General features: G+C 62.2%; 11 protein-coding genes. 8 read left to right on the top strand and 3 right to left on the bottom strand.

What is annotated here, in order from left to right; translation table 11 throughout:
- Positions 1-21: 21 nt before the first annotated feature.
- The 3 genes from V5B40_RS23120 to ahpC form a co-directional block, all read right to left on the bottom strand.
- Entirely contained in the window at positions 22-1,743 is a 1,722-nt protein-coding gene (locus V5B40_RS23120) for a response regulator (RefSeq protein ID WP_332356759.1), read from the bottom strand.
- A gap of 81 nt (positions 1,744-1,824) precedes the next feature.
- Positions 1,825-3,375: an alkyl hydroperoxide reductase subunit F gene (gene ahpF / locus V5B40_RS23125; protein ID WP_332356760.1), complete on the bottom strand. Its 1,551-nt coding sequence runs from the start codon at positions 3,373-3,375 to the stop codon at positions 1,825-1,827.
- A 140-nt stretch (positions 3,376-3,515) separates the two neighbouring features.
- Positions 3,516-4,079: an alkyl hydroperoxide reductase subunit C gene (gene ahpC, locus V5B40_RS23130; protein WP_332356761.1), complete on the bottom strand. Its 564-nt coding sequence runs from the start codon at positions 4,077-4,079 to the stop codon at positions 3,516-3,518.
- A 238-nt stretch (positions 4,080-4,317) separates the two neighbouring features.
- Here ahpC and mnmG point away from each other — a divergent pair, with 238 nt between their 5' ends.
- The 8 genes from mnmG (at position 4,318) to atpB (ending at position 12,638) form a co-directional block, all read left to right on the top strand.
- Positions 4,318-6,237: a tRNA uridine-5-carboxymethylaminomethyl(34) synthesis enzyme MnmG gene (mnmG, locus tag V5B40_RS23135; RefSeq protein WP_332356762.1), complete on the top strand. Its 1,920-nt coding sequence runs from the start codon at positions 4,318-4,320 to the stop codon at positions 6,235-6,237.
- A complete protein-coding gene (gene rsmG / locus V5B40_RS23140) occupies positions 6,237-6,872 on the top strand; it encodes a 16S rRNA (guanine(527)-N(7))-methyltransferase RsmG (protein WP_332356763.1) in 636 nt (211 codons plus the stop codon). The genes mnmG and rsmG overlap by 1 nt, the downstream gene beginning before the upstream one ends.
- 12 nt (positions 6,873-6,884) lie before the next feature.
- Positions 6,885-7,688, top strand: coding sequence for a ParA family protein (locus tag V5B40_RS23145; protein WP_332356764.1), 804 nt, complete (start codon positions 6,885-6,887; stop codon positions 7,686-7,688).
- 2 nt (positions 7,689-7,690) lie between these two features.
- Complete coding sequence (locus tag V5B40_RS23150; RefSeq protein ID WP_332356765.1) at positions 7,691-8,530, top strand: ParB/RepB/Spo0J family partition protein; 840 nt, start codon at positions 7,691-7,693, stop codon at positions 8,528-8,530.
- A gap of 239 nt (positions 8,531-8,769) precedes the next feature.
- Positions 8,770-9,672 (top strand): DUF4338 domain-containing protein, encoded by a 903-nt coding sequence (locus V5B40_RS23155; protein WP_332352692.1) that lies wholly within the window; start codon positions 8,770-8,772, stop codon positions 9,670-9,672.
- Entirely contained in the window at positions 9,669-11,189 is a 1,521-nt protein-coding gene (locus V5B40_RS23160) for a transposase family protein (protein WP_332352691.1), read from the top strand. The genes V5B40_RS23155 and V5B40_RS23160 overlap by 4 nt, the downstream gene beginning before the upstream one ends.
- 297 nt (positions 11,190-11,486) lie before the next feature.
- A complete protein-coding gene (locus tag V5B40_RS23165) occupies positions 11,487-11,849 on the top strand; it encodes an ATP synthase subunit I (RefSeq protein WP_332356766.1) in 363 nt (120 codons plus the stop codon).
- A gap of 18 nt (positions 11,850-11,867) precedes the next feature.
- Entirely contained in the window at positions 11,868-12,638 is a 771-nt protein-coding gene (atpB, locus tag V5B40_RS23170) for a F0F1 ATP synthase subunit A (protein WP_332356767.1), read from the top strand.
- The last annotated feature ends 23 nt before the right edge of the window (positions 12,639-12,661 follow it).

The following is a 12,661-nucleotide window of genomic DNA, read 5'->3' on the forward strand; positions in this document are numbered from 1 at the left end:
CCTCTCACATCAAGCAGCCGCCTAAGCGCGCGGCTTGTCGGCCTGCTTGCGCGTTGCCGTCAAGGGGACGATGGCAATTCCGTACTTGCGTGAAACGCGCTCGTACATCTCTCGCGCCGAAATCACCTTGGCGTTGCGCAAGTCCTTTTCCTGGGCCATCCGCAGGTAACCGAGGCCACGCTTGGCGAGGGCTGGATTCCATCCCTTGATTTCGAGCAGGGTAAAAATGGCTTTGCTGGCGTTGACCAGGAACTGCAGGTTGGGTACTCGTTCGGCAGCCTCCATGAGCAGCTTCACCGAGCCATCGAGATCGCCGCCGCGGGCGGCAAGAACGCCGCGGTTGTTGAGTTCGACGATTTCCTTGCCGACCTGCGCGAGTAGCGACTTACCCGTCTCTTCCTTGCCGGCCTTGGCGTAGATGCTTTCGATCTGGGCAATCATCGCGCGGTCCTGGTGGTTCTCGGCGGCAATCTTGCGCACCATCTCCTGGGCGATGGCTTCCTTGCCGGTGGCCAGGCAGGCACGCGCCAGATCGAGAGCCAGTTTGCTCGATACCAGGGTGTCTTTACCGTCCGCCTTCAAGCCATCATGCAAGACGAGCGCTTTCTCGATGGCCAGCTGAGCTTTGGTCGGGTCACCCTCCTTGTTCGCACAAAGCCCGTCCATGACCAGTGCCGCCAGCTCGCCCTGCTTGCTGCCGCGCCAGTCACGGCGGAGTTCGTCGGCAATTCGTTTGGCGCCTTCGACGTGCCCGAGATCGATCATCGCGCGCGCGAGATTGGAGTAGTCGTCGATGTTGTTCAGTGAGGACCCACGCCGGCGCTCCAGCACTTTGCCGTAGGCGCGTTCGGCAGCCTGGAAATCCTGGTTTCGCGCCGCCACGTCACCGACCATCCGCTGCCGGGCCGTGTTGTTGGGCGAGATCATCGCCGCCGACTGCAGGGCTTCCTGTGCCTCGCGCAACTTGCCCATTTCTTCGCGTACTTCCGCGACGAAGTCGTAGGCCGCCATGAACTCGGGGAAGTCTTCGATCAGCGCCTGGGCGACGGTCTCGGCTTCGCGCGAATGCTGCTGGCTGCGCAGGGCGATGGCCAGACCCATGCGCGCCCAGGGGAGCATGCGTTGTTGCAGGACCTCTTGGTAGACCGCTTGCGCCTCCGCCGGGCGCCCGAGCACATTGAGGATCTCGCCCTTGAAGCGCAGCAGCTCGAAAAGGAAGCCGCTATCCTGGGCGAGTAGGCGTTCACAGGCGTCCAATGCGTCGCTGAAAGCGCCATTCTCGAAAGGTTCGTAGAGCGCTGCGAAGAACTGCTTTCTGTACAGTGCGCGCACCAGCCTGCCGTGCAGATCGTCGGCGGTGAACGGTTTGATCAGGTAGTCATCCGGGCTTAGCTCGGCGATCGACACGACGTTGTGATAAGCGCGTTCGCTGGTAATCAGCATGAAGACCGTCGCTAGCGACACCAGGCGTTGCTGGCGCAGCTCTTCGAGCAGTTGCTGGCCATCGCGTCCATCCTCGAGCTGGTAGTCCGAGAGGATGATGTCGAAATGCTGGCCGCGGACCTGACGGAGCACTTCAGCGGTGGTGCCGGCATTGTGCACTGACGTAACCCCCAGCGCTGAAAGCATGATGCGCAGCGAACTGCGTGCCTTGGGATAGCGATCGATCAACAAGGCCCGCTTGTGCACCAGCTCCTTGCTCATCTTGTGGAGCAGCTCGGCGGTGGTTTCGGCTCTCATCATGGCTGGCACATTACCCGACCGCGCCGCGGCGGGCAAGCGAGGAAATCAGGCCGCAGCGCGCGCCAGCAATGCTCAGCAGAATTAACTGCGGATCAGGTAATCGAAGGCGGTGAGCGCAGCTTTCGTGCCTTCGCCCATGGCGATAACGATTTGTTTGTAGGGCACGGTGGTCACATCGCCGGCGGCAAAAACACCGGGCAGCGAAGTGGCGCAGCGGGCGTCGATCTCGATTTCACCGTGTCGAGACAGTTCGAGCGTGCCCTTGAGCCACTCGCTGTTCGGCAGCAGGCCGATCTGCACGAATATGCCGGCCAGGTCGACCCGTCGCTTTTCGCCGCTGGCGCGATCGGTGTACAGCAGGCCGTCGACTTTCTGGCCGTCGCCGGCTACTTCGCTGGTCAGCGCCTCGGTGATCACATCGATGTTGCCGAGACTGAAAAGCTTCTTCTGCAGCACGGCGTCGGCCCGCAGGCTGGCCTCGAATTCGAGCAGCGTGACGTGGCCAACGATACCGGCGAGGTCGATTGCCGCTTCCACGCCGGAGTTGCCGCCACCGATCACCGCCACTCGCTTACCCTTGAAGAGTGGCCCGTCGCAGTGCGGACAGTAGGCGACGCCATGACCCCGATACTCCTTCTCGCCAGGAACGTTGATCTCGCGCCAGCGGGCACCGGTGGCGAGGATCACCGTCTTGCTGCGCAGAGTGGCACCACTGGCCAGGCGTAGTTCGGTCAGGCCGTCGACCGCCTGTGGCAGCAGCGCCTCGGCGCGCTGCAGATCCATGATATCGACGTCGTACTCCTTGACGTGCTCTTCGAGCGCAACGGCGAGCTTCGGACCATCGGTTGCCTTCACCGAGACGAAGTTCTCGATAGCCAGGGTATCGAGGACCTGGCCACCGAAGCGCTCGCTGACCACCCCGGTGCGAATCCCTTTGCGTGCGGCGTAAATCGCAGCCGCGGCGCCAGCCGGGCCGCCACCGACGATGAGTACGTCGAAGGGTTCGCGAGCGCTGATTTTCTCGGCGGCGCGCTGCGCCGCGCCGGAATCGATCTTGGTGATGATCTCCTCCAGGGCCATGCGGCCCTGGCCGAACTGCTCGCCGTTGAGAAAGACCGTCGGCACGCCCATGATCTGGCGCGCGCTGACCTCGTCCTGGAACAGTGCTCCGTCAATCATCTGGTGGCTGATGCCGGGGTTGCTGACGGCCATCAGGTTCAGCGCCTGCACGACGTCCGGGCAGTTGTGGCAGGAAAGCGAAATGAATGTTTCGAAATGGAATTTGCCGGGAATGGCGCGAATTCCCTCGATCACACTGGCGTCGGCCTTCGGCGGATGACCCCCGACATGCAGCAGGGCCAGAACCAGCGACGTGAACTCGTGCCCCATCGGGATACCGGCAAAGCTGATGCGTGCTTCTTCGCCAGCCAGGCCGACCGCGAACGAGGGTTTGCGGGCCGCGTTGCCATCTTCCCGGAGGCTCACCTGCTCGGACAGCGCGGCAATTTCCTGCAGCAGGGCGAGCATCTCGCGGGCGGATTCGTCGCTGTTCAGAGAGGCAACCAATTCGATGGGTCGCTGCAGTTTTTGCAGGTAGGCAGCGAGTTGAGTCTTGATGTTGGCGTCGAGCATGTCAGTGCTTCCTTGTCGAGTGGTTTGAAAAAGGGCCCCCAATGCAAAGGGGCCGCCAAGCACTGCTTCGCGGCCCCTTTGCATTGGGACCCGGGTTCGCGCTGCCCGGCGGTGCAGGCAGCGCGAATGAGCAAAGGCTTCTAGATTTTGCCGACCAGGTCGAGGGACGGAGAGAGCGTCGCGTCGCCGGGCGTCCACTTGGCCGGGCAGACTTCACCCGGATGGCTGGCCACGTACTGGGCAGCCTGCACCTTGCGCAGCAGTTCCTTGGCGTCACGACCGATTCCCAGGTCGTGGATTTCGCAGATCTTGATGACCCCTTCGGGGTTGATGACGAAAGTAGCGCGCAGCGCCAGGCCTTCCTCTTCGATCATCACTTCGAAGTTGCGGGTGAGCGTGCCGGTCGGGTCGCCGACCATCGGGTAAGTGATCTTCTTGATGGTCTCGGAAGTGTCGTGCCACGCCTTGTGGGTGAAATGCGTATCGGTGGACACCGCGTACACTTCGACGCCGAGCTTCTGAAAGGACGCGTACTCATCGGCCAGGTCGCCGAGTTCGGTCGGGCAGACGAAGGTAAAGTCAGCCGGGTAGAAGAAGACCACCGACCACTTGCCCTTCAGATCGGCGTCAGTGACGGGGCCAAACTTGCCGTTGTGAAAAGCAGTTGCTTTGAACGCTTTGATTTCGGTATTGATCAAGGACATCTTGAGCTCTCCTTCGGGTGGGGTGAAAAAACTGAATCGATGGGCTGATGGTAGAGGATTCGCCAGCATTGTTCCAATTGATTCTGGCAATACGAGCCATAGCCAGGCGCTATATGTTCACCGTGGCGAGCTCTCGCGCAGCGCTGCCGAGCTTGTTGAAAGCTGTTATTTTTCAGCGAACTGCAGTAGAATGCCGCTCTTTTGCGCAGGCCTCTGTGCGAGGAAGATCGGACTGCCCATGCTCTTTCCTGACCGTTTCGAGGTGATTGTTGTCGGCGGCGGCCATGCCGGCACCGAGGCGGCGCTGGCTGCGGCGCGCATGGGAATGAAGACCCTGCTGCTGACGCACAACCTCGATACCCTGGGTGCGATGAGCTGCAATCCGTCGATCGGCGGCATCGGCAAAGGGCATCTGGTCAAAGAGGTCGACGCCTTGGGCGGGGCGATGGCCGAGGCGACCGATGAGGCGGGTATCCAGTTTCGGACACTGAATTCGAGCAAAGGTCCGGCGGTGCGCGCGACGCGCGCGCAGGCCGATCGCGTCCTCTACCGGCAGGCGATTCGCCGTCGCCTGGAGAATCAGCCGAAGCTGACGATTTTCGCGCAAGCCTGTGACGATCTGATCGTCGACGGCGATCGGGTGGCCGGGGTGGTGACCCAGCTCGGCGTACGCTTTGCGGCGCCAGCGGTGGTCCTGACCACCGGCACTTTTCTCAACGGCCTGATCCACGTCGGCATGTCGAACATGGTTGGCGGACGCATGGGTGATCCACCGGCGCTTTCGCTGGCGGCACGGCTGCGCGAGCTGCACTTGCCGGTCGGGCGACTCAAGACCGGCACGCCGCCGCGGCTCGACGGACGGAGCATCGATTTTTCGGTGATGGTCGAACAACATTCGGATCAGCCGCGGCCGGTTTTCTCCTTTCTTGGCGACGCGGCGCAGCACCCGCAGCAGCTGCCGTGCTGGATTACCAGCACCAACGCCGGCACGCACGACATCATCCGCGCCAATCTCGATCGCTCGCCGATGTACACCGGCGTCATCGAAGGTGTTGGTCCGCGCTACTGCCCTTCGATCGAAGACAAGATTCACCGTTTCGCCGGCAAGGACAGCCACAACATTTTCCTCGAACCGGAAGGCCTGAACACGCACGAGGTCTACCCCAACGGGATCTCGACCAGCCTGCCTTTCGACGTGCAGTTGGCAATCGTGCGCTCGATCCGTGGCCTGGAGAACGCGCATATCCTGCGCCCCGGCTATGCCATCGAGTACGACTACTTTGACCCGCGCGCGCTCAAGGCCTCGCTGGAAACCAAGGCCATCGGCGGGCTCTTCTTCGCCGGCCAGATCAACGGCACCACCGGTTACGAGGAAGCCGCGGCACAGGGCCTCTTGGCCGGCACCAACGCCGCCCTGCTGGCACAGGAGAAAGCGCCCTGGACGCCGCGTCGTGACGAAGCCTATCTCGGTGTGCTGGTCGACGACCTGATTACTCGCGGCGTCTCGGAACCCTACCGCATGTTCACCAGCCGCGCCGAGTACCGTCTGTCGCTGCGTGAGGACAACGCCGATATGCGCCTGACCGAACATGGTCGCCGCCTGGGGCTGGTGGACGATCGGCGCTGGACGGCTTTTTGCGAGAAGCGCACAGCGATTGCCAGCGAGCAGGAGCGCTTGAAAGCGACCTGGGTACAACCGGGAAAGCTCGCCGACGGCGAGGCCTTGCGCGTCTTTGGCCGGGAACTGGAGCACGAGTACAGCCTGCACGATCTTTTGCGGCGCCCGGATGTGAGCTACCCGGCCTTGATGAGCCTGCGCCTTGGCGAGGCCTCGGCCGACGCTGGCCTGAGCAATCCGCAGGTCATTGAACAGGTCGAAATCCAGGCCAAATATCAGGGTTACATCGAACGTCAGCAGGAGGAAGTGGCCAGGAGCCTGAGCAATGAAGAACGCTGTTTTCCGGCCGACTTCGATTTCAGCGACGTCCCCGGCCTGTCACGCGAGGTGCAGCAGAAGCTGTCCCTGCAGCGGCCGCAGACTCTTGGCCAGGCGTCGCGAATCCAGGGCATGACGCCGGCTGCGATCTCGATCCTGACGGTTTGTCTGAAACGTGGCGAGTTGGACGCGCAGCGCCAGCGCGCCGCCGCCGGTAGCTGATGAGCGCCGCGGACCAACTCCAGCAGGGCTTGCAGAAACTCGGCATCGCGCTGTCAGCGCCGGCACAGAGCAAACTGCTGGCCTACGCATCGCTGCTCGAGAAATGGAACCGGACCTTCCGCTTGACCGCGGTACCGAATTCGGAGCTCACGGTCAGCCATCACCTGCTTGATTCCCTGGCCGTGCTTCCCTTCGTGGGCGGCGAGAGCCTGCTTGATGTCGGCAGTGGCGGTGGCATGCCCGGAATTCCACTCGCCATCGCCCGCCCTGAACTGCGCGTCGTCCTGCTCGACAGCAATTCCAAGAAGAGTGCCTTTCTACGCCAGGCGGCGATTGAGCTGGAACTGGCGAATATTGCCGTACACTGTGGGCGGGTCGAAGCGTATCGGCCAGCGGACATTTTTGCGGTGATCACCGCGCGCGCGTTTGCCGATCTGGCCGAGTTGGTCAGACTGTCGCGTCACCTGCTGCAAGCCGGTGGCCACTGGCTGGCCATGAAAGGCGTTTGCCCGCAGGCCGAGATCGCCCGTTTGCCCGCCGATGTCGCGCTTGACGCGCTACATCGTCTGGAAGTGCCGGGGGTCACCGGGGAACGGCATCTGGTGCTGCTCAGCAAGCGTGCGGCCGGGCATTGAGGGGGGTTTGATTTGGCAAGAATACTCGCGGTAACCAACCAGAAAGGCGGCGTCGGAAAAACCACGACCGCCGTTAACCTTTCCGCCTGCCTGGCCGAATGTGGGCAGCGCGTGCTGCTCATCGATCTCGATCCGCAGGGCAACGCGACCACCGGTTGCGGCGTCGTCAAGCGCGGCGCCATGCCCACCGTCTATCAGGTCCTGATCGGCCGGTCGACAGCTGCCGAGACGCGCTTGAGCGGCGACTTTGGCTTCGACCTGCTACCGGCGAACCGCGAGCTGGCCGGTGCCGAGATTGACCTGATTGATCTTGGACAGCGCGAATATCGGTTGCGCGACGCGCTCGCCAGCGTTCGCGCGGACTATGACTTCATCCTCATGGATTGCCCGCCGGCACTGAATATGCTGACCGTCAATGGTCTGGTGGCCGCGGATACGGTGATGATTCCAATGCAGTGCGAGTATTACGCGCTGGAAGGCCTGACCGATCTCGTCGCGACACTGAAAAAAATCCGCGCCAATCTCAATCCGCGGCTCGAGATAGAGGGCTTGCTACGGACCATGTTCGACCCGCGCTCGACCTTGACGCAACAGGTGTCGAACGAACTCGAAGAACACTTTGGCGAAAAAGTCTATCGCACCATCATCCCGCGCAACGTGCGTCTTGCCGAAGCGCCGTCCTACGGCAAGCCGGTAATTGCTTTCGACCGCAGTTCCAAGGGCGCGCAGGCCTATCTGCTGCTTGCGCAGGAGATTCTCGATCGCCGCGCTGACAGGAAGCGCGCTGGCGCAAAGACCGCGGGACTGGGAGTCTAGCCATGAAACTGAAGGGTTTGGGCCGCGGTCTCGACGCTTTGCTGGCCGGTAACGATGCGCAGAACAAGGAGCAGCTGCGCAGCTTGCCCCTGGCCGACATTCAGCCCGGCAAATACCAGCCGCGCACGCACATGGACAGCGCCTCGCTCGAAGAGCTGGCCGCGTCAATCCGGATGCAGGGCTTGATGCAGCCGATCCTGGTCCGCCCGGTGAGCGAGGAGCGTTACGAAATCATCGCCGGCGAGCGACGCTGGCGGGCGGCGCAGATGGCCGGCTTGACCGAAGTGTCGACCTTGATCCGGGAGATTCCGGATGAAGCGGCGCTGGCCATGGCCTTGATCGAGAACATTCAGCGCGAAAACCTTAACCCGCTCGAAGAAGCGCTCGGCCTGCAGCGACTGATCGACGAGTTTGCGATGACTCATCAGCAGGCGGCCGACGCGGTGGGTCGTTCGCGGCCGGCGGCATCAAACCTGCTGCGTCTGTTGCAACTGGCGCCACCCGTGCAGGAGCTTCTGATGCGCGGCGAGGTGGACATGGGGCATGCGCGCGCACTCCTCCCCCTGACCGGTGCACTGCAGGTTCAGCTGGCGCAACGCGTGGTGCAGAAAGGACTATCGGTGCGCGAAACCGAGCGCCTCGTGCAATACGCGCTGCGGCCGCCGAAAGAGCAGGAGCCGCCCAAGCCCGATCGTGATGTGCTGCGTTTGCAGGACGAACTGGCCGATTTGCTCGGGGCACAGGTGGCCATTCGCGCCAACCAGCGCGGCGCCGGCAAGGTGCTCATCGAGTTCGGCGACCTCGATCAGCTGGAAGGAATCCTGCAGCGGCTACGCCATTGATGCGGCGCAGCAAAGACGCTTTATTACAGCTCTCGGAACCTGCCTGCAAGGCAGAGTTTGCCAAGGAAAGGGAACTTTCTTGCACAGCGCTGAAGCATGACGACGCCGGCCCAGTAGTGGCAAGGCGTTGCGGTGGGCAGGCAAAAAAAACCTTCGCACAAGAGGGCTAGACAGCCGGGCGGACTTCTGGCAGGATAGGTGGAGCGTAATCAATCTGCGCTTCAGTCGGAGGTTTTGCGATGCTTGCAACGAGTGCGGGGGAATGGGTGCACTGTGGTCGCGTGTTCAGCGCGACGGAGATTGCCGAGCTCTGCGCGACGGTCGCGTGGCTGCCGGGATTGGCACGCAAGGAGTTGGCGGCGACGGTCTGCGAGCACCTGGGCTGGACCACCCTGACGGGGACGGCGAAGATCAGCGCCTGCCTGGACTTCCTGGAGCGTTTGCAGGCGGCCGGATTGCTGGTACTGCCTGCGTTGAGGCCCTCGCCGCCGCGCCGTTGCGCGCCGCCCTCGGCATCCGTCGCCCCCGTTGCCGAGCCGGCGGTGCACTGCGCCCTGTCGGCGCTCGCGCCGGTGTCCCTGGAAGTGGTTCGCGACGCGACCCGGGTGGCGCAGTGGGATGCGCTGGTGGCGCGTTGGCACCCGCTGGGTTTCCAGGGGGCCTTCGGCTACCGGCTGCGCTACTTTATCACGGCGGGCGACCGGCGGCTGGGCTGCGTCCTGCTGTCCGGTGCTGCCCGCGCGGTGGCCGTGCGCGATCAGTGGATCGGCTGGACGGCCCAGGCCCGCCGCGAGAACCTGGCGCGGGTGGTGAACAACAGCCGCTTCCTGATCTTTCCGCACGTCCGGGTGCCGCATCTGGCCAGTCATGTGCTCGGGCAACTCGCGCGCCGCACACGCGCGGACTGGCTCGAACACTGGGGCTTCGAGCCCCTGCTGCTGGAGACCTTCGTCGATCCGCGTCACTATGCCGGCACCTGCTACCGTGCCGCCGGTTGGCAGTTGCTTGGGGCAAGCAGCGGGCGCGGGCTGGCCCGCCCTGGCCAGTCCTATCACAGCACGCCCCGCCAGGTGTGGGTCAAAGCGCTGACCTCGGATGCTTGCGCCTCGTTGTGTGCCGCGCCGGGGAGCCCGCGGTCATGAGCAAACCTTGCCGTCGCCCGACACGCGTGGCCATCAAGAAGCTGCGCTCAGAGAAGAAACGGCAGGAGAAGGTACTGAACGCGAAGCTGCGCGCAACGGGACAAGTCCCCCACTCAGCCGCTCCATTGCCCAACAGAAGCTCGGCCTTCGCGACCGTCGACGAGGAACAAAAGGCCCGCGAGGACGCCGTGAGCAAACAGATGCGCCTCCTGCGCAAAGAGCTGCCCGCCTTGCTCGCTCAACTGGAACAAATTCCCGACCCGAGAGATCCCAAAAAGCGCCGGCACAAGCTGACCGTGCTTCTGCTCTACGGCTTGCTGATGTTCGTCTTTCAGTTCTCCTCCCGGCGCGAGACCAACCGCGAAATATCCCGTCCCCAGTTCATGGCCAACCTCCACCTGCTGTTCCCGGAGATCGATACCCTGCCACACGCCGACACCCTGTTTCGGCTGTTGCGCGACATTGACCTTGAACAGCTCGAACAGGCCCACGTCGATCTGGTGAGGCGGCTGATTCGCGGCAAGAACTTTCGCCGCTATCTGATCGACCACTGCTATCCGATCGCCATCGACGGCTCACAGAAGCTCGCTGGCGACACCCTCTGGACGGAGGAACTCCTGCAACGTACCGTCGGCAAGGACGAAACCCGTCACACCCAGTACTTCGTCTACGTCCTCGAGGCCAGCTTTGCCTTCCACAACGGCCTGGTCATCCCACTGCTCAGCGAGTTCCTCGAACACGCGCTGGGCGAACCCGAAGCGCAAAAGCAGGACTGCGAGCTGCGCGGCTTTGTGCGCTTGAGCGACCGGCTCAAGACGCTGTTCCCCCGCCTGCCGATCCTGCTCCTGCTCGACGGCCTCTACGCCAACGGGCCGGTGATGCGGCGCTGCTTGCGCGCCCACTGGCAGTTCATGATCGTGCTCAAGGACAAGGATTTGTCCACGGTCTGGCAGGAGTTCCGCGCGCTCCACGCCCTGAAGCCACAAGTTGTGCAGCGCGGTTGGGGAAGACGCCGACAACACTTCAGCTGGGTCAACGACATCGACTACGCCTTCGCTGCCAACGGGCGTCAGCGTCTCAAGCTGAATCTGGTGGTCTGTGAGGAAAGCTGGGAGAAGATCGATGAACAGGCCAGGACCGTCACCGAAACATCGCGCCACGCCTGGCTCTCCAGCCAACCGCTCAGCCAAGACAATGTCCATGAGCGCTGCAACCTCGGGGCCCGCCACCGCTGGGGCATCGAAGCGGGCTTCCTCGTCGAAAAACATCAGGGCTACCACTACGAGCATGCCTTTGCCCTCGACTGGAATGCCATGAAAGGCTATCACCTCCTCATGCGCCTGGCGCATGTGTTCAATACCCTGGCACGCTTCACCCGACAGCTACGCGATCTCTATCAGCAACTCGGCGTGCGCGGTGCCATCGCCTTCATTCGAAGCTCCTGCGCCGCCCCCTGGCTCGACCCAGCACGAATCCGCGCGCTCCTCGCCGCTCCATTCCTGCTTCAACTTGAGTGACCTCACACAGGCGTACCCGAAACATCCTCTCGAGCGCGGCGTACGCCGCGTTCGGAAAGGCTCGCCTGGCGATCGTACCGCCGTCCAAAAAATTCTTTCGGCATCCTCCTGGCTGACTCCACCACCCGTCCTTTGCCGCTAGCCAACCGCAATTTGACCGCCTCGACCGCAAAAGCGGGCGTTACCGGCAAATGAGCCTGATTCGGCTGGGTCATGCGTCAGGGCTGTTTCTTGCACATGCGGTTTGATTCCTCTATAGGAGTCTGGTATCCTGCCTGTGTTTTGGAGGGGCTGGTCGTGCATCCTCAGGTTCGCTGGTTTTTTCGCTGTCAGGTGATCGTTACCCTGGTGGCTGCGACGATAGCGGGCCTTGTTGCGGGGACTGATGCGGCCGTTTCTGCGGCGCTTGGTGGTGGCATTGCGATTGCCAGCGCCTTGGCTTATGTGTGGCGAGGTTTGCGGCCAGCGGGAACGGCAGCTGCTGATGCGAAAAAGGCGTTCAATTCTCAGGTTGCCGCCGAAGGGTATAAATTTGCCGTCACCCTTCTGCTGTTTGGCCTGGTTTTCAAAAGCTACGCACAGCTCGTCGCCTTGCCGCTCTTCCTGGCTTATGCCGCAACGATTGTTGTTTATTGGATGGCGCTGCTCAAGCAGCACTAGTCAAACAGGGGAAAAAACATGGCTTCAGGCGAAGCATTAACGACCAGTGCATACATCGTCCACCACCTGACCAACAACACGGTCGGTGAAGGCTTCTGGACGCTTCACCTGGATACCTTGTTCGTTTCCGGAATTATCGGACTGGTCGCGTTTCTCGGCATGGCCAAGGTTGCCAAGCAGGCGAGTTCCGGCGTTCCCGGCCCGCTGCAGAGTTTTATCGAAATCCTGGTGTCTTTTGTCGATCAGCAAGTCAAGGATACGTATCACGGGAGAAGTCCGCTGGTCACGCCGCTGGCGATTACCATTTTCGTCTGGGTTTTCCTGATGAATGCCATGGACCTGATCCCGGTCGACTTCCTGCCCCTGATTCTCGGCGTCTTCGGCATTCACTACCTCAAGGTGGTGCCGACAACCGATCCGAATCTGACTTTCGCCATGTCCCTGAGCGTATTTACGATCATGATCGTCATGGGCATCAAAGTGAAAGGCGCGGGTGGCTTTTTCCACGAAGTTGTCGCCGTACCTTTTGGCATCAAACTGGCGCCCGTCAATATTCTCTTCCGCGTCATCGAAGACATCGCCAAGCCGATCTCTCTCTCGCTGCGTCTGTTCGGAAACATGTACGCCGGCGAGATGGTCTTCATCCTGATCGCTTTGCTCGGTGTCTGGCAGTTGCCACTGGCTCTGCCGTGGGCCTTGTTCCACATCCTGATCATCACCCTGCAGGCCTTCGTGTTCATGATGTTGACCATCGTTTATCTGTCGATGGCCAGCGAGTCCCACGGTTAGTGGGCGATCGCCGGGTGTTTTGA

It is taken from the genome of Candidatus Accumulibacter meliphilus (assembly GCF_036625345.1).
Taxonomy (GTDB): domain Bacteria; phylum Pseudomonadota; class Gammaproteobacteria; order Burkholderiales; family Rhodocyclaceae; genus Accumulibacter; species Accumulibacter meliphilus.

What these genes read in the sequence shown, in the direction of transcription:
- V5B40_RS23120 (WP_332356759.1), bottom strand. Translation starts at nt 1,743, where the DNA reads ATGATGAGAGCCGAAACCACCGCCGAGCTGCTCCACAAGATGAGCAAG.
- ahpF (WP_332356760.1), bottom strand. Translation starts at nt 3,375, where the DNA reads ATGCTCGACGCCAACATCAAGACTCAACTCGCTGCCTACCTGCAAAAA.
- ahpC (WP_332356761.1), bottom strand. Translation starts at nt 4,079, where the DNA reads ATGTCCTTGATCAATACCGAAATCAAAGCGTTCAAAGCAACTGCTTTT.
- mnmG (WP_332356762.1), top strand. Translation starts at nt 4,318, where the DNA reads ATGCTCTTTCCTGACCGTTTCGAGGTGATTGTTGTCGGCGGCGGCCAT.
- rsmG (WP_332356763.1), top strand. Translation starts at nt 6,237, where the DNA reads ATGAGCGCCGCGGACCAACTCCAGCAGGGCTTGCAGAAACTCGGCATC.
- V5B40_RS23150 (WP_332356765.1), top strand. Translation starts at nt 7,691, where the DNA reads ATGAAACTGAAGGGTTTGGGCCGCGGTCTCGACGCTTTGCTGGCCGGT.
- V5B40_RS23155 (WP_332352692.1), top strand. Translation starts at nt 8,770, where the DNA reads ATGCTTGCAACGAGTGCGGGGGAATGGGTGCACTGTGGTCGCGTGTTC.
- V5B40_RS23160 (WP_332352691.1), top strand. Translation starts at nt 9,669, where the DNA reads ATGAGCAAACCTTGCCGTCGCCCGACACGCGTGGCCATCAAGAAGCTG.
- atpB (WP_332356767.1), top strand. Translation starts at nt 11,868, where the DNA reads ATGGCTTCAGGCGAAGCATTAACGACCAGTGCATACATCGTCCACCAC.